A 26,759-nucleotide genomic window follows, 5' to 3' on the forward strand; every position below is an offset into this window, starting at 1 on the left:
CGCCGAAGGCTCTAGAACGCCACTTTCAGCGATTTCACAAGTACAGTTCAAACGCCCGTTGAAAAATCCCCGGCGCCGGGGCGGACCCAGCAAAAGCGTTTGGTGATAAGCTCGCGCACCATGAATACCTACAGCTCCCGCCCCGTTGTCCTCTGTCTCTCCGGCCACGACCCCAGTGGCGGTGCCGGCTTGCAGGCAGATATCGAAGCCCTGATTGCGCAAGGCTGTCATGCCGCTCCGGCCGTGACCGCCCTGACCGTTCAGGATACCGTCAATGTCACTGACTTCCGTGTCCTCGACCGCGAGTGGGTACTGGCCCAGGCCAATGCCGTGCTGGCCGATTCGACCGTAGCGGCGGTCAAGCTGGGCATGCTCGGCTCGACCGAAATGGTCGATACCGTGGTCGAACTGCTCAGTGCCCACCCGCACCTGCCGCTGGTCTGCGACCCGGTCCTGCGCGCTGGCGGTGGTGGCCGCCTGGGCAAGGATGAAGTCGGCTACGCCATGCGCGAACGCCTGCTGCCGCTGGCAACCATTGCTACCCCCAACCTTCCCGAAGCGCGCATCCTGGCCGAGCTGCCCGACGGCAGCGCCGATGAATGCGCCGAAAAACTCCTGCCGTTTGTCAGACACCTGCTGATCACCGGCGGTCACGGTGACGAACACGAAATCCACAACCGCCTGTACAGCCGCGACGGCCAGCGTCATACCTGGACCTGCCAGCGCCTGCCCGGCAGCTACCACGGTTCCGGCTGCACCCTGGCCAGCGCCCTGGCCGGCCGCCTGGCCCTTGGCGAGCAACTGCAAAGCGCGGTGCGTTCGGCCCTGGACTACACCTGGCGAACCCTGCGCGACGCCGAGCAACTGGGCAAAGGCCAGTACGTGCCGCGCCGCCTGCCCCTGGATTTCTGTTCCTGATCTTCGCTTGAGGTCTACACCATGAAGTTACGCGGCCTGTATGCCATCACTGACAGCCAGTTGCTGGCCGGCAAGTTCCTGCCCTATGTCGAAGCGGCGCTTGAAGGCGGCGTGACCTTGCTGCAGTACCGTGACAAAAGCCAGGACGAGTCCCGTCGGCTGCGCGAAGCCGAAGCCCTGGCCAAGCTGTGTGAGCGCTACAAGACCCAACTGATCATCAACGATGACGCCGAACTGGCCGCACGCCTGGGCGTCGGCGTGCACCTGGGGCAGACCGACGGGCCGTTGACCCCGGCGCGGACCCTGCTCGGGCGCAACGCCATCATTGGTTCAACCTGCCACGCGCAACTGGACCTGGCCGAGCAGGCCGCCCGAGAAGGCGCCAGCTACGTCGCCTTTGGCCGCTTCTTCAACTCGGTGACCAAGCCGGGCGTGCCCGCCGCCGACATCGCCTTGCTGGAACAAGCGCGCACCCGCATCAAGCTGCCGATCTGCGTGATCGGCGGCATCACCCTCGACAACGCCGCCCCGCTGGTCGCCCACGGCGCCGACCTGCTGGCGGTGATTCATGGCCTGTTCGGCGCCGACAGCACGCAGGAAGTCACCCGCCGTGCCCACGCCTTCAACGCCCTGTTCGCATCTGCCTGATTGAGAGAGCCCATCATGTCTCGTTCCGAAACCCTGTTTGCCAACGCCCAGAAACACATCCCCGGTGGCGTCAACTCGCCGGTGCGGGCGTTCAAGAGCGTTGGCGGCACGCCACTGTTCTTCAAGCATGCCGCTGGCGCCTATGTCACCGATGAAGATGACAAACGCTACGTCGACTACGTTGGTTCCTGGGGCCCGATGATCCTTGGCCACAGCCACCCGGACGTGCTCGACTCGGTGCGCAAGCAGCTGGAACACGGCTTGTCTTACGGCGCGCCAACCGCCATGGAAACCGAAATGGCTGACCTGGTCTGCTCGATCGTGCCCTCGATGGAAATGGTCCGCATGGTCAGCTCCGGCACCGAGGCGACCATGAGCGCCATCCGTCTGGCCCGTGGCTACACCGGCCGCGACAGCATCATCAAGTTCGAAGGCTGCTACCACGGCCACTCCGACAGCCTGCTGGTCAAAGCTGGTTCCGGCCTATTGACCCAGGGCGTGCCAAGCTCGGCCGGCGTGCCGGCAGCCTTCGCCAAACACACCCTGACCCTGCCGTTCAACGACATCGACGCGGTCGAGAAGATGCTCGCCGAAGTCGGCCAGGAGGTCGCCTGCATCATCGTCGAGCCGGTAGCCGGCAACATGAACTGCGTGCCACCGGCGCCGGGCTTCCTCGAAGGCCTGCGTACGCTGTGTGACAAGCATGGCGTGGTGTTGATTTTCGACGAAGTGATGACCGGCTTTCGCGTCGCCCTGGGTGGCGCCCAGGCGCACTATGGTGTTACTCCGGACCTGTCGACCTTCGGCAAGATCGTCGGCGGCGGCATGCCGGTCGGTTGCTTCGGCGGCAAGCGCAAGATCATGGAACAGATCGCGCCGCTGGGCCCGGTCTACCAGGCCGGCACCCTGTCGGGCAACCCGCTGGCCATGGCCGCCGGCCTGACCACCCTCAAGCTGATCAGCCGCCCGGGCTTTCATGACGAGCTGAGCGCCTTCACCAGCCGCCTGCTCGATGGCCTGCAACAGCGCGCCGATGCTGCTGGCATCCCGTTCGTCACCACCCAGGCCGGTGGCATGTTCGGCCTGTACTTCAGTGGCGCCGACGATATCGTTACTTTCGATGACGTCATGGCCAGCGATGCCGAGCGCTTCAAGCGCTTCTTCCACCTGATGCTCGAAGGTGGCGTGTACCTGGCGCCAAGCGCCTTCGAAGCCGGCTTTACCTCGATCGCCCACGGTGACACCGAGCTGCAGATCACCCTGGATGCGGCTGAGAAGGCGTTTGCCAAGCTGTAATTCAGTGGACCATCGCGGGGCAATCGTGCGCCTGCAGGCGCACGATTGCCCCGCGATGGGGCCTTGCAAAGCAGAAAATCGAGTAAAGACTTTGTAAGGTAGGCGCTGCTTATCCCATAATGTGCCACCAGACACTTTGGCCGCAGCTTTGCAGAGGTATGTCGATCCCCATGAACCGCACCGGCCGCGCCCTCGCCCTGGGCTGCCTGTTGCTTCTTCAGCCCCTGCTGGCCACGGCAGGCGGTAACTCGTTGCTGATTCCGGCAACGGGCCGCTGCACCCTCGATTCCCAGCCCGAAGACCTGCCGCAAGCCCTCGCCGCCTGCCAGGACGCGGCAAAGTCCGGGGATGCCCAGGCCCAGTACGAGTTGGGTGAGTTCTACTACGAGGGCACCAACACCCCGCGCGACCTCAACCAGGCCCTGAGCTACTTCGAGCAAGCCTCGCTGCAAGGCCACGCCGAGGCGCAATACCGCCTGGGCAGCATGTTCTACAAGGGTGAAGGTGTGGCGGCCAACAATGTGCAGGCCTACATCGTGCTGAAGATGGCGGCGGTCAACGGCGCCGAAGATGCCCTGGACATGGCCGACGAGGTGTCTGCGAAGATGCCCCGCGATGAACTGGAAGTCGCCACCCAGGTGCTGGGGCAGATTTTCCGCAAGTACCTGCTGGAGCTGCAGACCGCCGAAGGCCGCACGCCCTTCTCGCCGCTGCCCTGATCCCCGCTTACTTTTCCGGCATTGGCATCGGGAATGGCATTACATTGCCAGTACCGCGTGCTTCGCTGATCTTCGGCGTGCCCAGACGCTCCACCTCGTCGATACGCACGATCGAATGCATCGGCACAAAGCTGCGCACCACGCCTTCGAACTGGGCCTTGAGCTTTTCTTCGCTCGGGTCGACCACCACCTGGGTGCGCTCGCCAAAGACAAACTCCTCGACCTCAAGGAAGCCCCACAGATCGCTTTGGTAGATCTGTTTGGCGTACATCTCGTACACCTGGCCCTGGTTGAGAAAGATCACTTTGTAGATCGGAGCTTCGCGTTTGGTCATTTTTGGCGGGGACAATCAAGGGTGGTAAAGAAGTCGCAAACTATAACATAGGCACCGGGCCGACAACGCTAGGATCCACGGCGCCGGGCCCTTATAATGTGCGGTTCTTCGAATTACCAGATGATCTCCCATGGCCAAGAAGCTTTACATCGAAACCCACGGTTGCCAGATGAACGAGTACGACAGCTCGCGCATGGTCGATCTGCTGGGTGAACATCAAGCCCTTGAAGTCACGGCCCGCGCCGAAGACGCCGACGTCATCCTGCTCAACACCTGCTCGATCCGCGAGCGTGCCCAGGACCGGGTGTACTCCCAGCTGGGCCGCTGGCGTGAACTCAAGGACCTCAAACCGGACATGGTCATCGCCGTCGGCGGCTGCGTGGCCAGCCAGGAAGGCGAGTCGATCCGCAAGCGCGCGCCGTATGTCGACGTGGTCTTCGGCCCGCAGACCCTGCACCGCCTGCCGGAGATGATCGACGCGGCGCGCACCACGCGTCTGCCGCAGGTCGATGTGTCGTTCCCGGAGATCGAAAAATTCGACCACCTGCCCGAGCCACGTATCGACGGCCCCACCGCCTATGTCTCGGTAATGGAAGGCTGCAGCAAGTACTGCACCTTCTGCGTGGTGCCCTACACCCGCGGCGAGGAAGTCAGCCGGCCGTTCGACGACGTGCTGGCCGAGGTCATCCACCTGGCCGAGAACGGCGTGCGTGAAGTCACCCTGCTGGGGCAGAACGTCAACGGCTACCGCGGCCAGACCCACGACGGCCGCCTGGCCGACCTTGCCGAGCTGATCCGCGTGGTCGCCGCCGTCGATGGCATCGAGCGCATCCGCTACACCACCTCGCACCCGCTGGAATTTTCCGACAGCCTGATCCAGGCCCACGCCGAGGTGCCGGAGCTGGTCAAGCACCTGCACCTGCCGGTGCAATCGGGCTCCGACCGGGTGCTGGCGGCGATGAAGCGCAACCACACTGTCCTCGAATACAAGTCCAAGTTGCGCAAGCTCAAGGCGGCGGTACCGGGCATCTGCATCAGCTCGGACTTCATCGTCGGCTTCCCCGGCGAAACCGAGAAAGACTTCGAGCAGACCATGAAGCTGGTGGCCGACGTCGGTTTCGATTTTTCCTACTCGTTCGTCTACAGCCAGCGCCCGGGCACCCCGGCCTCGGACTTGCCGGACGAAACCCCGGAAGAACTGAAAAAAGAGCGCCTCAAGGCCCTGCAGCACCGCCTCGACACCCAGGGCTTCGAGATCAGCCGACAAATGGTCGGTACGGTCCAGCGCATTCTGGTCACCGACTACTCGCGCCGCGATCCTGGCCAGTTGCAGGGGCGTACCGAGAATAATCGTATCGTCAACTTTCGCTGCGACAATCCCAAGCTGATCGGCCAGTTCGTCGATATCCATATCGACGACGCGCGCCCACACTCGCTGTTCGGCTCGCTGGCCCACTGAGCTGTCCTGCCGGGCCTGGTTACAGGCCCGGCGACCCTTGATCGTTTCAGCGCTTTCGCCCTGCAGCGGCTAGGGTTATCCTTGAGACCATATCCTTTGCCGTTGGGCGGCTGAAAAACGACCTTGAACGCACCTATCGAACCACATCGTTTCATCCTCGAGCCTTTCGAGGCCCATCGCTTCGCCAACCTGTGCGGGCAGTTCGACGAGCATTTGCGCCTGATCGAACAGCGCCTGGCCATCGAAATCCGCAACCGCGGCAATCAGTTCGAACTGATCGGCGAACCCAAGCACACCTCCTCTGCCGAGCAACTGCTGCGCCGCCTCTATCGCGAAGCCAAGGCCACCGAGCTGTCGCCGGAAATGGTCCACCTGTACCTGCAGGAATCGGCCGTCGAAGAGCTGGAGAACCCGGCCGTCAACGAAGTCAGTGTTTCCTTGCGCACGCGCAAGGGCATGATTCGTCCGCGCGGGCTGAACCAGCAGCGCTACGTGAAGGAAATCCTCGGCAACGACATCAACTTCGGCATCGGCCCGGCCGGTACCGGCAAGACCTACCTGGCCGTGGCCTGCGCGGTTGATGCCCTGGAGCGTGAACAGGTGCGACGCATCCTGCTGGTGCGTCCGGCGGTCGAAGCGGGTGAAAAACTCGGCTTCCTGCCCGGCGACCTGGCACAGAAGATCGACCCGTACCTGCGCCCGCTGTATGACGCGCTGTACGAGATGCTCGGCTTTGAACACGTGGCCAAGCTGATCGAACGCCAGGTGATCGAGATCGCACCGCTGGCCTACATGCGCGGCCGCACCCTGAACAACAGCTTCATCATCCTCGACGAAAGCCAGAACACCACGGTCGAGCAGATGAAGATGTTTCTCACCCGGATCGGTTTCGGCTCCACCGCGGTGATCACCGGGGACATCACCCAGGTCGACCTGCCGCGTGGCACCAAGTCGGGCCTGGCCCATGTCATCGAGGTGCTCAAGGGCGTGCCGGGCATCAGCTTTACGCACTTCCAGCCCAAGGACGTGGTCCGCCACCCGTTGGTGCAGCGCATTGTCGAGGCCTACGAGCGCTTCGACAGCCAGCAGCAGAACCCGACCGAAGGCAAACACCGCGATGCTTGAGCTCGATCTGCAGCTGGCAAGCGATGCGAACCACCCGACCGAAGATCAATTCCGCCAATGGTGCGAGCTGGCCCTGCGCCAGCGCACGGCCGACTCGGAAATGACCATCCGTCTGGTCGATGAAGCCGAAGGCCGCGAACTGAATCACACCTGGCGGCACAAAGACTACGCCACCAACGTGCTGTCGTTCCCGGCCGATGTGCCTGACGAGTTGCTCGACATTCCGCTGCTCGGCGACCTGGTGATCTGCATCGCCGTGGTCGAACGCGAGGCTGTCGAACAGGGCAAGGCGCTCGAGGCCCACTGGGCGCACCTGGTCATCCATGGCTGCCTGCACCTGCTGGGCTACGACCACATCGACGACGATGAGGCCGAGGAAATGGAAGCACTGGAACGAACGTTGCTTGCTGAACTGGGTCATCCGGACCCGTACGCCGACGACGAACACGACGACAATTCAACACTGATATCTGCAAAGGATCACGAGTAACCGCCATGAGCGAAGATCGATCGAGCAACGGGCAAAAGTCCTGGCTGGGCAAACTGACCCAGGCTTTTGCCCACGAGCCGAAAAACCGTCAGGAGCTGCTTGAGCTGCTGCGCGAAGCCCATCAGAACAAGCTGCTCGACAGCGAGGCGCTGACCATTGTCGAGGGCGCCATCCAGGTCGCCGACCTGCAGGTGCGCGACATCATGGTGCCGCGCTCGCAGATGATGAGCATCAAGGCGACCCAGTCGCCGCGTGAGTTCCTGCCGGCGGTGATCGACGCCGCCCACTCGCGCTACCCGGTGGTCGGCGAAAGCCACGATGACGTGCTCGGCGTGCTGCTGGCCAAAGACCTGCTGCCGTTGATCCTCAAGGAGAACGGCGACAGCTTCAACATCAAGGACCTGCTGCGCCCGGCCACCTTCGTGCCCGAGTCCAAGCGCCTGAACGTGCTGCTGCGCGAGTTTCGCGCCAACCACAACCACATGGCCATCGTCATCGACGAGTACGGCGGCGTGGCGGGCCTGGTGACCATCGAAGACGTCCTCGAGCAAATCGTCGGCGACATCGAAGACGAGCATGACGTCGAGGAAGACAGCTACATCAAGCCACTGCCCAGCGGCGACTTCCTGATCAAGGCGCTGACGCCGATCGAGAACTTCAACGAGTTCTTCGACAGCCAGTTCTCCGACGACGAGTTCGACACCGTCGGCGGCCTGGTGATGAGCGCCTTCGGCCACCTGCCCAAGCGTAACGAGACCACCGAGATCGGCCCGTACCGTTTCCGTATTCTCAACGCTGACAGCCGCCGGATTCACCTGCTGCGTCTGACCCCTATTACCCGTTAAGGACAACCATGCGCTGGATCACCCGCCCCGGCTGGCCCGGTAACCTGCTGGCCGTGGCGGCCGGTGCAATCACCACCCTGGCCCTGGCGCCGTTCGACATCTGGCCGCTGGCATTGCTTGCGGCCGGCCTGTTCTACCTCGGCCTGCGCGAGCTCAGCCCGCGCCAGGCCCTGGGCCGCGGCTGGTGCTTCGGCTTTGGCCTGTACGCCGCCGGCACCAGCTGGATCTACGTCAGCATCAATACCTACGGCGGCGCCACGCCGCTGCTGGCCACCGGGCTGTTGCTGGCGTTCTTTGCCGCCATTGCCTGGTTCTTCGCCCTGCCCGCCTGGCTCTGGGCGCGCTGGCTACGGCGCAACGAGGCGCCGTTGGCCGATGCCCTGTGCTTCGCCGCCTTATGGGTCGGCCAGGAGGCGTTCCGCGGCTGGTTCCTTACCGGTTTCCCCTGGCTGTACTCCGGTTACAGCCAGCTCGACGGCCCGCTGTCGGGCCTGGCGCCGCTGGGCGGCATGTGGCTGATCTCGTTCTGCCTGGCGCTGTGCGCGGCGCTGCTGTGCAACCTGCCACGCCTGCGCGCGCGCACGTCGTTTCTGGCAGTGGCCGTGGTCTTGCTGCTGGCCCCCTGGGCCATCGGCCTGGCGCTGAAAAACCACGCCTGGACCAGCCCGGCGGGCAAGCCGCTGACCGTTGCTGCGCTGCAAGGCAACGTCGAGCAGGAAATGAAGTGGAACCCCGAACACGTCAACGCTCAACTGGCCCTGTACCGCGACATGAGCTTCAGCTCCAAGCCGGTCGACCTGCTGGTGTGGCCGGAAACCGCGGTGCCGATCCTCAAGGACCAGGCCCAGGGCTACCTGGACATGATGGGCAACTTCGCCGCCGAGCGTAATACCGCCTTGATCACCGGGGTTCCGGTACGTGAAGTGGTGCACGAGCAACGCCGCTATTACAACGGCATCACTGTCACCGGCGAAGGCGATGGCACCTACCTCAAGCAAAAACTGGTGCCATTTGGCGAGTACGTGCCGCTGCAGGACATGCTCCGTGGCCTGATCGCCTTCTTTGACCTGCCAATGTCGGACTTCGCCCGTGGCCCGGCCGATCAGCCACTGTTGCAGGCCAAGGGCTATCAAATCGCGCCGTACATCTGCTACGAAGTGGTTTATCCGGAGTTTGCCGCAAGCCTGGCGGCCCGCAGCGATATCCTCCTGACCATCAGCAACGACACCTGGTTCGGCACCTCGATCGGCCCCCTGCAGCATCTGCAGATGGCGCAGATGCGTGCCCTGGAAGCCGGCCGCTGGATGATCCGCGCCACCAACAACGGTGTCACCGGCCTGATCGACCCGTTCGGGCGCATCACCGCACAGATCCCGCAGTTCGAGCGTGGCATCCTCTATGGCGAAGTGGTGCCGATGCAGCAACTCACCCCGTACCTGCAGTGGCGCTCCTGGCCATTGGTGATTCTCTGCGCGCTGCTGCTGGGCTGGGCCCTGCTGGCCAGCCGGATCGCCAAGACCGTCTAGTAGAACAGCTTGTAGCCGAGCAGGCCGACTGCCTCATTGAGCAGTTGGCCGCTCTGCCACAACGACTTGCCTTCCGGCAGCCAGCCACCGAAGGGTCGGGCATGGTCACGACCCAGAAAGCCCACCGGTGCCGGCACCACGACAAACCCCGCCTGCTCGAAGCTCCAGCGTGAACGCTGCATGTGCCAGGCCTGGGTCACCACCACTACGCGCTTGATCCCCAGAGGCTGCAACAACTCGGCACTCATCTGCGCGTTTTCCCAGGTGGTACGGCTGCGCTCTTCCTTCCAGCGCACGCTGACCCCGAGGTCTCGCTGCAAGGAATCGGCCATCAGCTGCGCTTCGCTGGGCGGCGTACCGTAATGCAATCCGCCGCTGGTCAATACTGGCAACCCCGAGGCCTTGGCCAGTTGCGCGGCGTAACGCATGCGCTCCATGGCCACGCCCGTGGGCTGGTCCTGCGAGTCCCAGGCAGGGTCGCCGCGCTCGCGCCCGGCCCCGAGGATGACGATGGCATCGGCCTGTTGCGCAAGCCCCGCCCACTGGCTGCTGGCCAGGGCCGGCTCGCTTTCCAGTTGCCGGGCAGCCTGCTCCACCACGATCGGCAGGCTCATCAGCCACAAGCCGCCCAGGCCCAGGACAAAGCACAGGGTCGACAGCCGCGGCCAGGAATTGCGCAGCCACCAGGCAGCAATCAGCAAAAGAAACAGGATGCCGGGCGGCATGATCATTTGTTTGATGAGATAGCGAATGGGCACAGGACACCTCCTTGGAGGTGCGCAGCCTAAGAGGAACGGCACCTGGCAACAATAGTCAGGTGCCGCTCCGGGAAGTTTTTGCTGCAGTGGCGCACTCCGCCTTGCGCCGGAAAAACCCGAACAGCTACTTGAAATGCAGCGTCCTGGACTTCGCTGTGGTAGCGGAGCGCTTGTCCTTGAGCCAGACAACTCTGGCCGCAGGTGGCGTCTCCACGTGTGGCAATGCGCCGACGCGTCCATGCCCGCCCTCCGGAAGGGATTCCAGATAGGCCTTGATCACTTCGAATTCAGCGCGGCTCAAACCACGCAACTCCAATTCAGCAGGCACTTCATCGCGTAATCGAACGGAGGTTCTGGCGACCTCGAGGGCCAGGCCCAGACGATCGATCAGCCGTTCGTAAAGCTCCGGTTTGGTTACTTGTTGCTGCGACTCTCCCATCCGTTCACCTCATTGAAGATAAATATATCTCCCCCCACACATGAGCTTAGCGTTACTCGCAAAAGCAGCCGGACGCCGCGACCAACGGCCCGCCGCGCCAAAGGCGGTGCAATCAGGGTTTCCCTCGGTGGACAGGGGTCATGTATGCTAGGGCGTTCACCATACTTGACACCGGATTGCCGATGCAGCGGTTTGATCGCTGCCTGGATAAGGTCTCCCATTTCTCAGCGCAAAGTAGCCATGCACGAACTCTATCAGCCCCGCGAAATCGAAGCCGCCGCCCAGTCTTACTGGGATGAGCGAAAGTCTTTTGAAGTCAGTGAACAGCCAGGCAAGGACACGTACTACTGCCTATCGATGTTCCCGTACCCAAGCGGCAAGCTACATATGGGCCACGTGCGCAACTACACCATCGGTGACGTGATCGCCCGTTACCAGCGCATGCTCGGCAAGAACGTCCTGCAGCCAATGGGCTGGGACGCCTTCGGCATGCCGGCGGAAAACGCCGCGATGAAGAACAACGTCGCCCCGGCCAAGTGGACCTACGAAAACATCGACTACATGAAGACCCAGCTCAAGAGCCTGGGCCTGGCATTCGACTGGTCGCGTGAAGTCACCACTTGCAAGCCGGACTACTACCGCTGGGAACAGTGGCTGTTCACCCGCCTGTTCGAAAAAGGCGTGATCTACCGCAAGAACGGTACCGTGAACTGGGACCCGGCCGACCAGACCGTGCTCGCCAACGAGCAGGTCATCGACGGTCGCGGCTGGCGTTCGGGCGCGCTGATCGAAAAGCGCGAAATCCCGATGTACTACTTCAAGATCACCGACTACGCCGACGAGCTGCTGGAAAGCCTCGACGAGTTGCCGGGCTGGCCTGAGCAGGTCAAGACCATGCAGCGCAACTGGATCGGCAAGTCCCGCGGCATGGAAGTGCAGTTCCCCTTCGACCAGGCCAGCATCGGCCACGCCGGGGTGCTGAAAGTCTTCACCACCCGTCCGGACACCCTGATGGGCGCCACCTACGTGGCCGTTGCCGCCGAGCACCCGCTGGCCACCCAGGCCGCCCAGGGCAACCCCGAGCTGCAAGCCTTCATCGATGAATGCAAGAGCGGCAGCGTCGCTGAAGCCGACATCGCCACCCAGGAGAAAAAGGGCCTGGCCACCTCGCTGTTCGTCGAGCACCCGCTGACCGGCGAGAAGTTGCCGGTGTGGGTCGCCAACTACGTGCTGATGCACTACGGCGATGGCGCAGTAATGGCGGTACCGGCACACGACGAGCGCGATTTCGAGTTCGCCCACAAGTACAACCTGCCAGTGAAGGCCGTGGTGCGCACCAGTGCCGGCGATGAAGTCGGCAACGAGTGGCTGGCCGCCTATGGCGAGCACGGCCAGCTGATCAATTCCGGCGAATTCGACGGCCTGGACTTCGCCGGCGCGTTCGACGCCATCGAAGTGGCGCTGATCAAGAAAGAGCTGGGCAAATCCCGCACCCAGTTCCGCCTGCGCGACTGGGGCATCAGCCGCCAGCGCTACTGGGGCTGCCCGATCCCGATTATCCACTGCCCGTCCTGTGGCGATGTGCCGGTACCGGAAGAGCAACTGCCGGTCATCCTGCCAGAAAACGTCGTGCCCGATGGCGCCGGCTCGCCGCTGGCGCGCATGCCCGAGTTCTACGAGTGCAGCTGCCCGAAATGCGGCACCGCGGCCAAGCGTGAAACCGACACCATGGACACCTTCGTCGAGTCGTCGTGGTACTTCGCCCGCTACGCCTCGCCTAACTACGAAGGCGGCATGGTCGACCCGAAAGCGGCCAACCACTGGCTGCCGGTCGACCAGTACATCGGCGGTATCGAACACGCGATCCTGCACCTGCTGTACGCGCGCTTCTTCCACAAGCTGATGCGCGACGAAGGCCTGGTCACCTCCAACGAGCCGTTCAAGAACCTGCTGACCCAGGGCATGGTCGTTGCCGAAACCTACTACCGCGTTGCCAGCAACGGCGGCAAGGACTGGTTCAACCCGGCCGACGTCGAGATCGAGCGCGACGCCAAGGCCAAGATCATCGGCGCCACGCTGAAAACCGACGGCCTGCCGGTCGAGATCGGCGGCACCGAGAAGATGTCCAAGTCCAAGAACAACGGCGTTGACCCGCAGGCGATGATCGAAGCCTACGGCGCCGACACCTGCCGCCTGTTCATGATGTTCGCCTCGCCGCCGGACATGAGCCTGGAATGGTCCGACTCCGGTGTCGAAGGTGCCAACCGCTTCCTGCGCCGCGTCTGGCGCCTGGCCCAGGCCCACGTGGCCCAAGGCCTGCCGGGCAAGCTGGATGTCGCCAGCCTCGATGACGGGCAAAAAGTGATCCGCCGCGCCATCCACGCAGCCATCAAGCAGGCCAGCACCGATGTCGGCCAGCACCACAAGTTCAACACCGCCATCGCCCAGGTGATGACCGTGATGAACGTACTGGAGAAAGCCCCGCAAGCCAGCGAACAGGACCGCGCCCTGCTGCAGGAAGGCCTGGAAGCTGTAACCTTGCTGCTGGCACCGATTACCCCGCACATCAGCCACGAGCTGTGGCAGCGCCTGGGCCACCAGGACGCAGTGATCGATGCGGCCTGGCCGGTACTGGACGAGAGCGCCCTGGTCCAGGACAGCATCGTCCTGGTCATCCAGGTCAACGGCAAGCTGCGTGGCCAGATCGAAATGCCGGCCGCGGCCAGCCGTGAAGAAGTCGAAGCCGCCGCGCGCAGCAACGAGAACGTGCTGCGCTTCACCGAAGGCCTGAGCATCCGCAAGGTCATCGTGGTACCGGGCAAGCTGGTCAACATCGTCGCCAACTGACAGGAAAAGCCGGCCCGCCACAGCGCGGGCCGGCGCACAGAATCGGCCCACAAGGGAGCTACAACATGATCAAACGCAATCTGCTGGTAATGGGCCTGGCCGTGATGCTCAGCGCCTGCGGTTTCCAGCTGCGCGGTACCGGCAACACGGAACTGGCGATCAAGGAACTGGACCTGAGCGCGCGTAACGCCTACGGCGATACCGTGCTGCAGTTGCGCCAGGCATTGCAAAGCAACGGCGTCAATGTCCACGCCGGCGCGCCTTACAAGCTGGTGCTGACCAACGAACAAGAGTCCCAGCGTGCGGCAACCTACGCCGGTTCCGGGCGCTCGGCCGAGTACGAACTGACCACCGTGCTGAGCTACAGCATCGAAGGTCACAACGACACCAACCTGCTCAACGACAAGCTCGAAGTGCGCAAGATCTACGTGCATGACGGCAACAACATCACCGGTTCCGACCAGGAAGCCAACCAGACCCGCAAGGAAATGCGCCGCGACCTGGTGCAGAACATGCTGGTACGCCTGCAACTGCTGACTCCGAGTCAGCTTGAAGGCCTGCAACAAAAGGCTGACGAACGTGCGCAAGCCGAAGCCGACGCCCTGGAAGCCGCCCGCCGTGCCCAGGACGAAACGCCTCAGCAGTCGCCGCTGCAACTGCCGCGCAACTGAGACTGAACGGGGCACTTCGGTGCCCCGTCTGCCATCATGAAACTCACTCCCGCCCAGCTCAACAAACACCTGCAAGGCAGCCTCGCGCCGGTTTACGTGATCAGCGGCGATGACCCGCTGCTGTGCCAGGAAGCGGCCGACGCCGTGCGTGCCGCGGCGCGCCAGCAAGGCTTCGATGAACGCCAGGTGTTCAGCGCCGACGCCAACTTCGACTGGGGCACCCTGCTCCAGGCCGGGGCCAGCCTGTCGCTGTTCGCCCAGCGCCGCCTGCTCGAGCTGCGCCTGCCCTCCGGCAAGCCTGGCGACAAGGGCGCGGCGGCGTTGATCGAGTACTGCGCCAAGCCTGCCGAAGACACCCTGCTGCTGATCAGCCTGCCCAAGCTCGATGGCAGTGCGCAGAAGACCAAGTGGGGCAAGGCGCTGATCGAAGGCCAGCACGTCCAGTTCGTGCAGATTTGGCCGGTAGACAGCCACCAGTTGCCGCAATGGATCAGCCAGCGCCTGTCCCAGGCCGGGCTGAGCGCCCAGCGCGACGCGGTTGACCTGATCGCCGCCCGGGTTGAAGGCAACCTGCTGGCAGCAGCCCAGGAGATCGAGAAGCTCAAGCTGCTGGCCGAAGGCAATCAGATCACGGTTGAAACGGTCCAGGCGGCGGTAGCCGACAGTGCCCGTTTCGATGTGTTCGGCCTGGTCGATGCGATCCTCAATGGCGAGGCGGCCCACGCCTTGCGCATGCTTGAGGGCTTGCGCGGCGAAGGGGTCGAGCCACCGGTGATTCTCTGGGCCCTGGCCCGGGAACTGCGCCTGCTGGCCGGGCTTGCCCAGCAGTTCAGCCAGGGCGTGCCGCTGGACAAGGCCTTCAGCCAGGCCCGGCCGCCGGTGTGGGACAAGCGCAAGCCGCTGATGAGCAAAGCCCTGCAACGCCATTCGGCGCAGCGCTGGAGCCAGTTGCTGCAGGATGCCCAGCGCATCGATGCGCAGATCAAGGGCCAGGCCCAGGGTTCGCCGTGGACCAGCCTGGCGCGCTTGTCGTTGTTGATGGCGGGGCAGCGCCTGGCTTTGCCGGCGGAGTGAAGCCGGGGGCTGCTTTGCAGCCCATCGCTGGCAAGCCAGCTCCCACGACCGTCCCTGTGGGAGCTGGCTTGCCAGCGATGGCTTCAACGCCTATATTGCGCCCCACACCCACCCTGCAGGACTCCCTGTCATGAGCAAAAAACCCGCAAAGCCCGGGCCCAACAAGGCCAAATCCATCGTCGCCCAGCCCTTGTTCCGCAGCCGCCAGGAACGCGCCGGCAAAGGCAAAGGCAGCTACCGCCGCGAAGCCTTCCAATCGAGAGATTGGGAGGCTTCTTACTTTTTGGCCGCATAAAGGCAAGAATCCGGCAGGCATGGTATGGTCGGCACCTGACCTGAAATACCTGGACCTGTGCATGCCCCTTTGTCTTTCCCGTCGCTGGCAACCTCGCCAGCTGATTGCCGCCTCCAGCCTCATCCTGCTTGTCGCCTGCGCGGAGAAACCCACCGCCGCCGATGCGCTGCCGCTGGCCCCTGCCCAACCGGCTCCAGTCGTCACCCTGCCCACCCCTGCCGTCGACACGCTCAGCGAGATCCAGCCGCTGCAAAGCTTCGCCCAATGGCAGGCGGGATTCCGCCAGCAAGCCCTGCAAGCGGGTATCAATGCCAGCACCTTCGACCGCGCATTCCTCGGTGTCACACCCGACATGGACGTGATCAAGGCCGACCGCAGCCAGCCTGAGTTTACCCGGCCGGTATGGGAGTACCTCGATGGTGCGCTGTCGCCACTGCGGGTACGCAACGGCAAAGGCCTGCTGGAAAAACATGCCGAGTTGCTGAGCCAGATCGAACAACGCTACGGCGTCGACCGCAATGTGCTGGTGTCGGTGTGGGGAATGGAGAGCAACTTTGGCCAGTTCCAGGGCAACAAATCGGTTATCCGCTCTCTCGCCACCCTGGCCTATGAAGGCCGCCGCCCGGCATTCGCCCAGGCGCAGTTGATCGCGGCGCTGCAAATCCTGCAAAACGGTGATATCCAGCCCGACGCCATGAAGGGCTCGTGGGCCGGGGCCATGGGCCAGACCCAGTTCATCCCCACCACCTACAACACCCATGCCGTGGATTTTGACGGCGACGGCCGCCGGGATATCTGGAACAGCTCGGCTGACGCCCTGGCCTCGACTGCGCATTACCTGCAGAGCTCCGGCTGGAAACGCGGCGAACCCTGGGGTTTTGAGGTGCAGCTGGCGCCTGGCTTCGACTACTGGCTGGCCGATGGCAGCCAGCGCAAGCCGGTATCGGAATGGCTGCAGATGGGCCTGAAACTGCCCGCCGGCGTACGTTTGCCAGCCGGCAGCGAGCAGCTGTCCGCCGCCCTGCTGTTGCCGGCCGGTTATCGCGGCCCGGCATTCCTGGTACTGGACAACTTCCGCGCGATCCTCAAGTACAACAACTCGTCGTCCTACGCCATGGCCGTCGGCCTGCTCGGCCAGCGCTTCGATGGCTCGGGCTACATTGCCGGCTCATGGCCCAAGGATGACCTGCCACTGAGCCGCAGCGAGCGTGTCGAGCTGCAGACCCTGCTCAGTGCCCGCAACTACGACGCCGGCGCCGCCGACGGCATCATCGGCGCCAACACCCGCAAGGCCATCCGCAGCGCCCAGCAGGCCTTGGGCTGGCCGGCTGATGGCTATCCGACGCACAAGCTGCTCGATAGCTTGCGTCAGCGCTGAAGCACCTCGCGGGGCAGGTCACTCTGGCCTGCCCCGCGATGGCGCTCAAACAAATCCTGCTCCAGTCGCAAACACTTGCCATCGGCATCCAGGCACACCCTGGCCCCCATCGGCAACGTCAGGTTCGGGTCGCAATGACCACTGCGCCAGCCGGCCAGCACCGGCACCTGCAGCGGTGCAAAGAACTGGCGCAGCAAGGGCGCCAGCGCCTCTAGTGCAATCCCGGCGAAATCCCCGACCAGCACGCCACGAATCCCTTCGAGCTTGCCCGCCAGACGCAATTGCGTCAGCAGGCGGTCGACCCGGTACAGCGGCTCGTTGACGTCTTCGATAAACAGAATACCGCCATCACAGTGGAGTTCTGCCGGGGTGCCCAGGGTCGCGCACAACAACGACAGATTACCCCCCAGTAAAGGCCCGCTGGCAGTGCCTGGCAGGATGGTGGTCAATGGCCAGGCCTGAGGGTGCTCAAGACGGTCACCGGCGCCCAGCTGGCCGCGCAGCTGCTCGAACAGCGAAGAGAGTGTCGGCTCCTGCTTGTTGCCCAGCAGCTCCGACTTGAGCATGGCACCATGGAAAGACACAAACCCGGCATGACGGGCAATCGCCGTGTGCAGCGCGGTAATGTCGCTGTAGCCGACCAACGGCTTGGGATGCCGGCGCAGCAAGTCGAAATCGATGTTTTCCAGCAGGCGCATGCTGCCGTAGCCACCGCGCAGGCAGATGATGGCATCGACATCCTTAGCGGCAAATGCACTGTGCAGGTCTTGCAGGCGCTGCGCATCGCTACCGGCCAGATAACCCTCGGCGGCGGTCACTCCCGGGTAGATCCGGCAGCGATAGCCGCGCGCTTCGAACCACTGGTTGACCTTGAGCGTATCGACCTGGGCGGGACCTGCCGGGGCGATGATTGCGATCAGCCCGCCAGCGGGCAAGGCGCTCGGTAACGGCAAGGCATGCGCCAGCACGCCAGCCTCTTGAGTAAAAGGTAGGTTCATCCAGACAACTCCTTGTGTGGACAGGTCGGCAAACAAAAATGCCGATGTCGCTTTGCAGCAGACATCGGCATCGAGACAACCAGGCTGTCGATCAGAGCTTGATCTTGGCCTCATGCGCCTGCTGGTCGGCATGGTACGAAGAACGCACCAGCGGACCGGAAGCAACGTTCTTGAAGCCCATCTTGTAACCTTCTTCGGCGAACCAGGCGAAGGTGTCCGGGTGCACGAAACGCTGCACCGGCAAGTGGCTGCGCGACGGCTGCAGGTACTGGCCGAGGGTCAGCATGTCGATGTTGTGCTCGCGCATGCGATGCATCACTTCGATCACTTCTTCGTCGGTTTCGCCAAGGCCCAGCATCAGCCCGGACTTGGTCGGTACGTGCGGCACCAGTTCCTTGAACTTCTGCAGCAGGGTCAGCGACCATTGGTAGTCCGAACCCGGACGCGCGGCCTTGTACAGGCGAGGTACGGTTTCGAGGTTGTGGTTGAACACATCCGGCGGGGTTTCGGCGGTAATCGCCAGGGCCACATCCATGCGCCCGCGGTAGTCCGGCACCAGGGTCTCGAGCTGCACACCCGGCGACAGCGCGCGGATCTCACGGATACAGTCGGCAAAATGCTGGGCACCACCGTCGCGCAGGTCGTCGCGGTCCACCGAGGTGATCACCACGTACTTCAGGCGCAGGTCGGCAATGGCCACGGCGAGGTTCTTCGGCTCGTCGACGTCCAAGGGCTTCGGCCGGCCATGGCCGACGTCGCAGAACGGGCAGCGACGGGTGCAGATGTCACCCATGATCATGAAGGTCGCGGTGCCGCCCGAGAAGCACTCGCCCAGGTTCGGGCAGGAGGCTTCTTCGCAGACGCTGTGCAGCTTGTGCTTGCGCAGCAGTTGCTTGATGCGGTCGACTTCCGGCGAAACCGGGATACGCACGCGAATCCAGTCAGGCTTCTTTGGCAGCTCGTCAGTGGGGATGATCTTTACCGGGATACGCGCGACTTTTTCCGCGCCACGCAGTTTGACACCCGCCTCGACCTTCGGCCGAGGCGCTGGCGTCACGCTTTGCACTGGTTCTTGCACAACAGTAGTCATATTCAGAAGATTCCGCCCGTAAGGGTCGTCTGCTCAGCATAGTCGAGGTGCTTGACCAGCTGCCCGCGCAGCCTTGCCCTTACCTCAGAGAGTTCGATCGAGCCTGCCTGGTCGCGCAGCTGGGTCATGGCCAGCCCCGCATACCCGCAGGGGTTAATCCGGCGGAATGGCGCCAGGTCCATGTCCACGTTCAAGGCAAGGCCGTGGAACGAACAGCCATTGCGAATCCGCAGGCCGAGCGAGGCGATCTTCGCCCCGTCGACATAAACGCCTGGGGCATCGGCCTTGGCCGCCGCCTCGACGTTGTAACTGGCCAGCAACTCGATCAGGCAACGCTCGATGCGGCTGACCAGATCGCGCACGCCAAAACCCAGGCGGCGTACATCCAGCAGTAGGTACGCCACCAGCTGACCCGGGCCGTGATAGGTCACCTGGCCGCCGCGATCGGTCTGCACCACCGGGATGTCACCCGGTACCAGCAGATGCTCGGCCTTGCCGGCCTGGCCCTGGGTGAACACCGCCGGGTGTTCAACCAGCCATACCTCATCCGCGGTGCCCGGGCCACGCTGGTCGGTAAACCGACGCATGGCCTCCAGCACCGGCTCGTAAGGCAGCAGGCCGAGGTCGCGAAAGCCGAGGCACGCGGGCATCAGAGCACCATTTTCACGATTCCGGTCGCGCGCAGGGCGCTGTTGATATCGTGCAACTGGTCTTCACCCGTGGCGATGATGTGCAGTTGCACCGTGGTGTACTTGCCTTCCTTGCTCTGACGTTCAGCCAGGGTACTCATGTCGACCGTGGCGTACTTCTTGAGGATCTCGATCACCGTGTCCTTGAAATTGACCACGGTGTCGCCGATGACCTTGATCGGGTAATCGGCGCAGGGGAATTCGATTTTGTGCGACTTGTCAGCTTCGGTCATAGCAGTAACGGCCTCGTAAGCCGTGGCAACAACAACGCCCCCGCATGAGTGGCGGGGGCGTGGCAGGTCACGATATCAGTTGAACAACCCGTAGAAGAATAGCCGAATGCTATCCCACACACGACGGAAGAAACCACCTTCCTCAACGCCATCCAGCGCGATCAGGTCGGCACTGTGGACAACCTTGTCATCCAGTTTGACTTCCACTTTACCGATCACGTCACCTTTGTTGATCGGAGCGATCAATTGCGGGTTCATGGTCATGCTTGCGGCCAGCTTTTTCAATTGGCCTTTAGGCAAAGTCATGGTCAGGTCTTCGGCGAGACCGGCTTTGACCTGATTGGTTGCGCCCTTCCAGACCGGTGCCTGGGCAAGCTCGGTACCCTTCTGGTAGAAGGTCTGGGTTTCGAAGAAGCGGAAGCCGTAGGTCAGCAGCTTCTGGGTTTCGGCCGCACGCGATTGCTCGCTGTTGGTACCGAAGACCACGGCGATCAGGCGCATGCCGTCACGTACTGCCGAAGACACCATGCAGTAGCCGGCTTCGTCGGTGTGGCCGGTTTTCAGGCCGTCGACGGTCTTGTCGCGCCACAGCAGCAGGTTGCGGTTAGGCTGCTTGATGTTGTTCCAGAAGAACTCTTTCTGCGAGTAGATCGCATAGTGAGCCGGGTCTTCGTGGATGATCGCGCGCGCCAGCACTGCCATGTCGTGGGCCGACGAGTAGTGCTCGGGGTTCGGCAGGCCGGTCGGGTTCATGAAGTGGCTGTTGCTCATGCCCAGGTCGCCGGCGGTCTTGTTCATCATGTCGGCGAAGGCGTCTTCGCTGCCGGCGATGTGCTCGGCGAGGGCGACGCTGGCGTCGTTACCCGACTGGATGATGATGCCGTGCAGCAGGTCGCTGACGCTGACCTGGGTGCCGACCTTGATGAACATCCGCGAACCGCCGGTGCGCCAGGCGTTTTCGCTGACGGTGACCGGGTCGTTTTCGCCGATCTGCCCGCGGCGGATATCCAGGGTCGCGATGTAGGCGGTCATCAGCTTGGTCAGGCTCGCCGGAGGCAGACGCTGGTCACCATTGTTCTCGACCAGGATGTTGCCGCTGGAGGCTTCCATGAGCACGTAGGACTTGGCAGCCAGTTGCGGCGGCGACGGCATCATTTGCTCTGCCGCGAAGGCGGCGGGGGCAATCATCAGCGGTACAAGCAGGCAAAGGCGTTTGGCAAAGCTGGTTATGTTCATCCGTCTCTCGAAATGGCTAATGGGCTCATGCCCTCATGGGCAAAACGTTTACAGGCGCATGGCCTGACGGGCAAAACCGCCATTGTACATGGCGGCTGCGCCCGGCTGCATGACAAACCGATCAGTCCCCCCGATCAGTCTGCCGTGACGACTTTGGGCTGCCCCAGATTGGCCAGGCGCACGCTGTCCTGCATCTGCTGGGCTTCACCCTGGCTGTTGATCGGCCCCAGGCGGACCCGGTGCAGGGTCTGCTGGTTGCGCACGATCGAACTGATGAACACCGGTGCGCTGACCATGCTGCTGAGCTTGGAGCGCAGCAGTTCGGCGGCATCGGGGTTGGCAAAAGCGCCGACCTGCAAGTAAAGACCATTGCTGGCCATCGTGTTGTTGCTGGCGACTTGCAGGGGTACGACCGCAGCGGCGTGCTGCTGCGGCGGTGGCGTCCATTGCTCGACCGTGCCGGTGCTGGCCGGCAGCGCCTGGGTCTGGGCCACTTGCGGCTGGTCGAGGACCATCGGCGCCGGCTGGCCCCGCTGGGCCCACCATTGTTTCGGGTCGATGCCTTCGACGCGCACCCGCGCGGTGCCGGTCTCGGCATAGCCGAGCTTCTTCGCCGCCGCGTACGACAGGTCGATGATGCGGTCGGAATAGAACGGCCCGCGGTCGTTGACCCGCAGGATCACGCTGCGCTGGTTATCGAGGTTGGTAACCTTGACGTAGGCCGGCAGCGGCAGGGTCTTGTGCGCCGCGCTCATACCGTAGAGGTCATAGACCTCGCCGTTGGCGGTGTTCTGGCCGTGGAACTTGGTGCCGTACCAGGATGCCGTGCCCTCGGCGCGGTAGTTGCGCGAGTCGGGGATCGGGAAGTAGGTCTTGCCCAGCACGGTGTAGGGGTTGGCCTTGTAGTTGCCGGTGTGCACGGTCGGGGTCGCGTCGGGGATCTTCGAGACGTCGACGTCCCACCAGGGCGCGCCGTCCTTGTGGGCCCGGTTGATGTCCAGGCCGGGCTTGGCCCGCACGACATTGGCATTACCCTGGGTGGAGGTGCTCGGGCGGCTGCTCGAACAGCTCACCAGCACCAGGCCCAGGGCCGCGCAACCCAGCAGTTTCAGCGATGTAGCGGAGAACATTACGCGCATTACTTGGCGCCCCGTGCTTGAACCAGCAGGTCCGAGAGCTGATGCACTGCCATGGCATACATCACGCTGCGGTTATAGCGAGTGATCGCGTAGAAGTTTTTCAGGCCCAGCCAGTATTCCGGGCCATTGTCACCTTCGAGCCGGAAGGCGGTGACCGGCAGATCATCGCGCAGCGCATCATGACTCGACCAGCCCAGTGCCCGCAACTCCCCGACCGTCTTGACCGCGTCGATGCCCGGGCTCAGGCCCTCGTCGACGCGTTCGCCACGCACCGTGGCGCGGCTGACCACCTGTTCGCCGGCTACCCAGCCATGACGCTTGAAGTAGCTGGCAACGCTGCCGATGGCATCGTCCGGGTTGTTCCAGATATTGATGTGGCCGTCGCCGTCAAAATCCACGGCGTAGGCGCGAAAGCTGCTCGGCATGAACTGCGGCAAGCCCATGGCCCCGGCGTAGGAGCCCTTGAGGGTCAGTGGGTCGACCTGCTCTTCACGGGCCAGCAGCAGGTACTCGCGCAGCTCCTTGCGGAAGAATTCGGCACGCGGCGGGTAATCGAAGCCCAGGGTCGACAGCGCATCGATCACCCGGTAATTGCCGGTGTTGCGGCCAAAGAAGGTTTCGACGCCGATGATCGAGACGATCACCTGGGCCGGCACGCCGTACTCCTGTTCGGCGCGGGCCAGGGTGGCCTCATGCTGGCGCCAGAAGTCGACGCCGCGGGCGACGCGGGCGTCGGTGAGGAACATCGGCCGGTAGTCTTTCCAGGGTTTTACCCGTTCAGCCGGGCGCGAGATCGCGTCAAGGATCGACTGCTTGCGCTGAACCTCGCGAAACACCCCCATCAGTTGCTCACCGGCAAAACCGTAGTCGCGGGTCATTTCGCCGACGAACTCGGCCACCTGGGGCGAGCCGTCGTAGTCGCCGGCAGCAGCGCCTTGCGCGCCGCCGAGCAAACCTACAAAGCCGACCCAGGGCGCACAACGAGCCGCCCAGCCACGCATTGCTTGCATGTAATTCTTCACCTTATTCAAACCTGCGCAATCCATTTGCGATGCGTATGGATCGACATTAAAACCCCAAACGCTGACAGCAGCGTCACCAACGAAGTTCCGCCATAACTAATGAAGGGCAGCGGCACCCCCACCACGGGCAACAAGCCGCTGACCATACCGATATTGACGAACACATAAACAAAGAAGGTCATGGTCAGGCTGCCAGCCAGCAGCTTGCCGTAAAGCGTCTGGGCCTGGGCGGTAATCACCAGGCCGCGGCCGATCAGCAGCAGGTAGATCAAAAGCAGCGCGCAGATGCCGACCAGGCCGAACTCCTCGCCAAGCACGGCAATGATGAAGTCGGTGTGGCTTTCCGGGAGAAAGTCCAGGTGCGACTGGGTGCCCAGCAGCCAGCCCTTGCCGAACACCCCGCCCGAGCCGATCGCCGCTTTCGACTGGATGATGTTCCAGCCGGTGCCCAGCGGATCGCTTTCCGGGTCGAGAAAGGTCAGTACCCGCTGCTTCTGGTAGTCGTGCATGACGAAGAACCACATCGCTACCGCCACCGGCACTGCCGCCGCCACCACGCTGAGGATCCAGCGCCAGCGCAGGCCACCCATAAACAGTACGAAGGCGCCGGAGGCGAGGATCAGCAAGGCGGTACCCAGGTCTGGCTGGCGCACAATGAGGATGAACGGCAGGCCGATCAGGATCAGGCTGATCACCACGTGCTTCAAATGCGGCGGCAGCGAGCGCTTGGCCAGGTACCAGGCGATGGTCGCCGGCATGATGATCTTCATGAACTCCGAGGGCTGGAAGCGGATCACCCCGGGAATGTTGATCCAGCGCGTGGCGCCCATGGCGTTGTGGCCCATGACGTCGACCACCACCAGCAGGATCACCCCGACCACATAGGCAAGGGGCACCCAGCGCGCCATGAAACGTGGTTCGAGCTGGGCAATGACGAACATCGACACCAGGCCGATGCCGAACGAACTGGCTTGCTTGAGCAGCAGGTCCCAGTTCTTGCCGCTGGCCGAATAGAGCACGAACAGGCTGCCGGCAGCCAGGGTCAGCAGCAGGATCAGCAACGGGCCGTCGACATGGATGCGCTGCAGGAAGCTTGCGCGACGACGCATTACGTCCTCGCTGGAAAGCATGCGATCGAAATTGTTCTTCACTGGGCCGATTCCTGAACGACGGTGGCGGGAGCGAACTCGGATTTGAGCCGGCCATGCTCGTCGAGCAACCAGGCGTCCATTACCTGACGCATCACCGGCGCCGCGACGCGGCCACCCGCTTCGCCGTTTTCGATCATCACCGAAACCACGATCTTCGGGTTCTCTGCCGGGGCGAAGCCGACGAACAGGGCGTGGTCGCGGTGGCGTTCCTGAACCTTGTTGCGGTCGTACTTCTCGCCCTGCTTGATCGCTACCACCTGGGCGGTACCACTCTTGCCGGCAATCCGGTACTGGGCACCGGCGGCGGCGGCGCGGGCGGTACCGCGGGCGTTGTGCATCACCTGCTCCATGCCATGGGTGACCCTGGCCCAGTCGGACTTGTCACGCAAGACGATGTCTTCCATCGGGTTCTCGTCCACCGGTGGCTGGCCTTCGATGGTCTTGGCCAGGTGCGGACGGTTCCACTTGCCCTTGCTGGCGATCAGGGCGATGGCCTGGGCCATCTGCAGCGGCGTGGTCTGCATGTAGCCCTGGCCGATACCGAGGATCAGCGTCTCGCCCGGGAACCAGGCCTGGCGGCGGGTGGCGCGCTTCCATTCGCGAGTCGGCATCAGGCCGGCGGACTCCTCGAACATGTCGAGGGAGACTTTCTGCCCGAGGCCGAACTTGTTCATGTAGCTGGACAGACGGTCGATGCCCATCTTGTGCGCCAGGTCGTAGAAGTAGGTGTCGTTGGAGCGCATGATCGCCAGGTCGAGGTCGACCCAGCCGTCGCCGCTGCGGTTCCAGTTGCGGTACTTGTGGTCATAGTTGGGCAGTTGGTAGAAGCCCGGGTCGAACACCCGGCTGCTGGCGGTGACCACACCACTGTCGAGGCCGGCGATGGCCACTGCCGGCTTGATGGTCGAACCCGGCGGGTACAGGCCGCGCAGCACGCGGTTGAACAGCGGCCGGTCGATCGAATCGCGCAGCTCGGCATAGGCCTTGAAGCTGATGCCGGTGACGAACGGGTTGGGGTCGAAGCTTGGCTGGCTGACCATCGCCAGTACTTCGCCGGTATTTGGGTCGAGTGCGACAATGGCGCCGCGGCGCCCGCCCAGCGCGGCCTCGGCAGCTTCCTGCAGCTTGATGTCGAGGCTCAGGACGATGTCTTTGCCGGGGATCGGGTCGGTGCGCTTGAGCACCCGCAATACCCGGCCACGGGCGTTGGTCTCAACTTCTTCGTAACCCACCTGGCCGTGCAGTTCCGGCTCGTAGAAGCGCTCGATGCCGGTCTTGCCGATATGGTGGGTGCCGCTGTAGTTGACCGGGTCGAGGGTCTTCAGCTCTTTCTCGTTGATCCGCCCGACATAACCGACCGAGTGAGCAAAGTGCGCTCCCTGCGGGTAATGGCGCACCAGCTGCGCGACCACCTCGACGCCGGGCAGGCGGAACTGGTTCACCGCAACCCGGGCGATCTGTTCTTCGGTCAGCTCGAACAGGATCGGCACCGGCTCGAACGGCCGGCGGCCCTGGCGCATGCGCTTTTCAAACAGGGTGCGGTCGTCCGGGGTCAGCTCGAGCACCTCGACGATCACATCGAGTACCTGCTGCCAGTCGCCGGAGCGCTCACGGGTCATGGTCAGGCTGAAGCTTGGCCGGTTATCGGCGACGATCACCCCGTTGCGGTCGAAGATCAGCCCGCGAGTCGGCGGAATCGGCTGCACATGCACCCGGTTATTTTCCGACAGGGTCGAGTGATAGTCGTACTGGATCACCTGCAGGTAATACAGGCGGGCGATCAACACGCAAATCAGCAGGACGATCGCCACTGCACCGACCACGACGCGGCTACGCACCAGACGGGCGTCTTTCTCGTGATCCTTGAGGCGAATCGGCTGCGACATTGAAAAGGCTTAAGGCTTATTTGTGGTAGGGGTGCCCGGACAATACGGTCCAGGCGCGGTACAGCTGTTCGCCGATCAGTATCCTTACCAACGGGTGGGGCAGTGTCAGCGGCGACAGCGACCAGCGCTGCTCGGCCCGCGCACAGACTTCCGGCGCCAGCCCTTCGGGGCCGCCGACCATGAAGTTGACGGTACGCGAATCCAGCCGCCAGCGGTCCAGTTCGACCGCCAGTTGCTCGGTACTCCAGGGCTTGCCATGGACCTCCAGGGTGACAATCCGTTCCCCTGGCTGGACCTTGGCAAGCATGGCCTCACCCTCCTGACGGATCAGGCGGGCGACGTCGGCATTCTTGCCCCGGGTATTGAGCGGTATTTCCACCAGCTCCAGCGACAGCTCCGCGGGCAGGCGCTTGGCATATTCATGCCAACCGTCCTCGACCCACTTGGGCATGCGCGAGCCGACCGCGATCAGACGCAGACGCACGAGCCTTCC

Annotated in this window: 27 protein-coding genes; 14 read left to right on the forward strand and 13 right to left on the reverse strand. The window is 63.4% G+C overall.

Annotated elements, in window-relative coordinates; genetic code table 11:
* The first annotated feature begins 120 nt into the window (after window positions 1-120).
* From UB48_RS18865 to UB48_RS18880, 4 genes are all read left to right on the forward strand, one after another.
* Window positions 121-918, forward strand: a complete 798-nt coding sequence (locus tag UB48_RS18865) for a hydroxymethylpyrimidine/phosphomethylpyrimidine kinase (protein ID WP_045199832.1) — start codon at window positions 121-123, stop codon at window positions 916-918.
* Between the two features lie 21 nt (window positions 919-939).
* Window positions 940-1,566, forward strand: coding sequence for a thiamine phosphate synthase (thiE, locus tag UB48_RS18870; RefSeq protein WP_045199834.1), 627 nt, complete (start codon window positions 940-942; stop codon window positions 1,564-1,566).
* A 15-nt stretch (window positions 1,567-1,581) separates the two neighbouring features.
* A complete protein-coding gene (gene hemL / locus UB48_RS18875) occupies window positions 1,582-2,862 on the forward strand; it encodes a glutamate-1-semialdehyde 2,1-aminomutase (RefSeq protein WP_045199836.1) in 1,281 nt (426 codons plus the stop codon).
* A 170-nt stretch (window positions 2,863-3,032) separates the two neighbouring features.
* Complete coding sequence (locus UB48_RS18880; RefSeq protein WP_045199838.1) at window positions 3,033-3,581, forward strand: tetratricopeptide repeat protein; 549 nt, start codon at window positions 3,033-3,035, stop codon at window positions 3,579-3,581.
* Between the two features lie 7 nt (window positions 3,582-3,588).
* On the opposite strand, the gene UB48_RS18885 is transcribed toward UB48_RS18880, so the two are convergent.
* Window positions 3,589-3,915 carry a DUF1820 family protein gene (locus tag UB48_RS18885; protein WP_010222917.1) on the reverse strand — a complete coding sequence of 109 codons (327 nt, stop codon included), beginning with the start codon at window positions 3,913-3,915 and terminating at the stop codon, window positions 3,589-3,591.
* Window positions 3,916-4,045: 130 nt separating this feature from the next.
* Between UB48_RS18885 and miaB the strand changes: the two genes are divergently transcribed.
* The 5 genes from miaB to lnt all read left to right on the forward strand — a co-directional run bounded on the left by miaB (window position 4,046) and on the right by lnt (window position 9,360).
* Window positions 4,046-5,374: a tRNA (N6-isopentenyl adenosine(37)-C2)-methylthiotransferase MiaB gene (gene miaB, locus UB48_RS18890; protein ID WP_045199840.1), complete on the forward strand. Its 1,329-nt coding sequence runs from the start codon at window positions 4,046-4,048 to the stop codon at window positions 5,372-5,374.
* A gap of 123 nt (window positions 5,375-5,497) precedes the next feature.
* Window positions 5,498-6,499, forward strand: a complete 1,002-nt coding sequence (locus UB48_RS18895; RefSeq protein ID WP_045199842.1) for a PhoH family protein — start codon at window positions 5,498-5,500, stop codon at window positions 6,497-6,499.
* Complete coding sequence (gene ybeY / locus UB48_RS18900) at window positions 6,492-6,989, forward strand: rRNA maturation RNase YbeY (protein WP_045199843.1); 498 nt, start codon at window positions 6,492-6,494, stop codon at window positions 6,987-6,989. The genes UB48_RS18895 and ybeY overlap by 8 nt, the downstream gene beginning before the upstream one ends.
* Window positions 6,990-6,994: 5 nt before the next feature.
* Entirely contained in the window at window positions 6,995-7,834 is an 840-nt protein-coding gene (locus UB48_RS18905) for an HlyC/CorC family transporter (protein WP_010222913.1), read from the forward strand.
* A gap of 8 nt (window positions 7,835-7,842) precedes the next feature.
* Window positions 7,843-9,360, forward strand: coding sequence for an apolipoprotein N-acyltransferase (gene lnt, locus UB48_RS18910; RefSeq protein WP_045199845.1), 1,518 nt, complete (start codon window positions 7,843-7,845; stop codon window positions 9,358-9,360).
* Here lnt and UB48_RS18915 read toward each other — a convergent pair.
* Together UB48_RS18915 and UB48_RS18920 are read right to left on the reverse strand one after the other, a co-directional pair.
* On the reverse strand, window positions 9,357-10,118 hold the full coding sequence (locus UB48_RS18915; protein WP_045199847.1) for a YdcF family protein: 762 nt from the start codon (window positions 10,116-10,118) through the stop codon (window positions 9,357-9,359). The genes lnt and UB48_RS18915 overlap by 4 nt on opposite strands.
* A 124-nt stretch (window positions 10,119-10,242) precedes the next feature.
* Window positions 10,243-10,557 carry a hypothetical protein gene (locus UB48_RS18920; protein ID WP_045199850.1) on the reverse strand — a complete coding sequence of 105 codons (315 nt, stop codon included), beginning with the start codon at window positions 10,555-10,557 and terminating at the stop codon, window positions 10,243-10,245.
* A gap of 240 nt (window positions 10,558-10,797) precedes the next feature.
* On the opposite strand from UB48_RS18920, the gene leuS reads away from it, so the two are divergent.
* From leuS to UB48_RS18945, 5 genes are all read left to right on the forward strand, one after another.
* Window positions 10,798-13,404, forward strand: coding sequence for a leucine--tRNA ligase (leuS, locus tag UB48_RS18925; RefSeq protein ID WP_045199852.1), 2,607 nt, complete (start codon window positions 10,798-10,800; stop codon window positions 13,402-13,404).
* Between the two features lie 65 nt (window positions 13,405-13,469).
* Entirely contained in the window at window positions 13,470-14,075 is a 606-nt protein-coding gene (gene lptE / locus UB48_RS18930; protein ID WP_045199854.1) for an LPS assembly lipoprotein LptE, read from the forward strand.
* Between the two features lie 36 nt (window positions 14,076-14,111).
* A complete protein-coding gene (gene holA, locus UB48_RS18935) occupies window positions 14,112-15,149 on the forward strand; it encodes a DNA polymerase III subunit delta (RefSeq protein WP_045199856.1) in 1,038 nt (345 codons plus the stop codon).
* Window positions 15,150-15,279: 130 nt separating this feature from the next.
* Entirely contained in the window at window positions 15,280-15,444 is a 165-nt protein-coding gene (gene arfA, locus UB48_RS18940) for an alternative ribosome rescue factor ArfA (RefSeq protein WP_045199858.1), read from the forward strand.
* Between the two features lie 61 nt (window positions 15,445-15,505).
* A complete protein-coding gene (locus tag UB48_RS18945) occupies window positions 15,506-16,822 on the forward strand; it encodes a lytic murein transglycosylase (protein WP_045200053.1) in 1,317 nt (438 codons plus the stop codon).
* On the opposite strand, the gene UB48_RS18950 is transcribed toward UB48_RS18945, so the two are convergent.
* The 10 genes from UB48_RS18950 to rlmH all read right to left on the reverse strand — a co-directional run bounded on the left by UB48_RS18950 (window position 16,813) and on the right by rlmH (window position 26,750).
* Complete coding sequence (locus UB48_RS18950) at window positions 16,813-17,820, reverse strand: LD-carboxypeptidase (RefSeq protein WP_045199860.1); 1,008 nt, start codon at window positions 17,818-17,820, stop codon at window positions 16,813-16,815. The genes UB48_RS18945 and UB48_RS18950 overlap by 10 nt on opposite strands.
* Window positions 17,821-17,911: 91 nt before the next feature.
* A complete protein-coding gene (lipA, locus tag UB48_RS18955; protein WP_010222903.1) occupies window positions 17,912-18,910 on the reverse strand; it encodes a lipoyl synthase in 999 nt (332 codons plus the stop codon).
* A 2-nt stretch (window positions 18,911-18,912) separates the two neighbouring features.
* Complete coding sequence (gene lipB, locus UB48_RS18960; protein WP_045199863.1) at window positions 18,913-19,560, reverse strand: lipoyl(octanoyl) transferase LipB; 648 nt, start codon at window positions 19,558-19,560, stop codon at window positions 18,913-18,915.
* Window positions 19,560-19,832, reverse strand: coding sequence for a DUF493 domain-containing protein (locus tag UB48_RS18965; protein ID WP_045199865.1), 273 nt, complete (start codon window positions 19,830-19,832; stop codon window positions 19,560-19,562). Before UB48_RS18965 ends, lipB begins: the two co-directional genes overlap by 1 nt.
* Window positions 19,833-19,907: 75 nt before the next feature.
* Entirely contained in the window at window positions 19,908-21,068 is a 1,161-nt protein-coding gene (locus tag UB48_RS18970) for a D-alanyl-D-alanine carboxypeptidase family protein (RefSeq protein ID WP_045199868.1), read from the reverse strand.
* Between the two features lie 134 nt (window positions 21,069-21,202).
* Window positions 21,203-22,207, reverse strand: a complete 1,005-nt coding sequence (locus tag UB48_RS18975) for a septal ring lytic transglycosylase RlpA family protein (protein WP_045199870.1) — start codon at window positions 22,205-22,207, stop codon at window positions 21,203-21,205.
* Window positions 22,207-23,217 (reverse strand): lytic murein transglycosylase B, encoded by a 1,011-nt coding sequence (gene mltB / locus UB48_RS18980; protein ID WP_045200056.1) that lies wholly within the window; start codon window positions 23,215-23,217, stop codon window positions 22,207-22,209. Before mltB ends, UB48_RS18975 begins: the two co-directional genes overlap by 1 nt.
* Before the next feature lie 17 nt (window positions 23,218-23,234).
* Window positions 23,235-24,338 carry a rod shape-determining protein RodA gene (rodA, locus tag UB48_RS18985; protein ID WP_045200058.1) on the reverse strand — a complete coding sequence of 368 codons (1,104 nt, stop codon included), beginning with the start codon at window positions 24,336-24,338 and terminating at the stop codon, window positions 23,235-23,237.
* 38 nt (window positions 24,339-24,376) lie between these two features.
* On the reverse strand, window positions 24,377-26,266 hold the full coding sequence (gene mrdA / locus UB48_RS18990) for a penicillin-binding protein 2 (protein WP_045199872.1): 1,890 nt from the start codon (window positions 26,264-26,266) through the stop codon (window positions 24,377-24,379).
* Window positions 26,267-26,282: 16 nt separating this feature from the next.
* Window positions 26,283-26,750: a 23S rRNA (pseudouridine(1915)-N(3))-methyltransferase RlmH gene (gene rlmH / locus UB48_RS18995; RefSeq protein ID WP_045199875.1), complete on the reverse strand. Its 468-nt coding sequence runs from the start codon at window positions 26,748-26,750 to the stop codon at window positions 26,283-26,285.
* Between the last annotated feature and the right edge of the window lie 9 nt (window positions 26,751-26,759).

The sequence above is a fragment of the Pseudomonas sp. 2(2015) genome (genome assembly GCF_000955865.1).
Lineage (GTDB): Bacteria > Pseudomonadota > Gammaproteobacteria > Pseudomonadales > Pseudomonadaceae > Aquipseudomonas.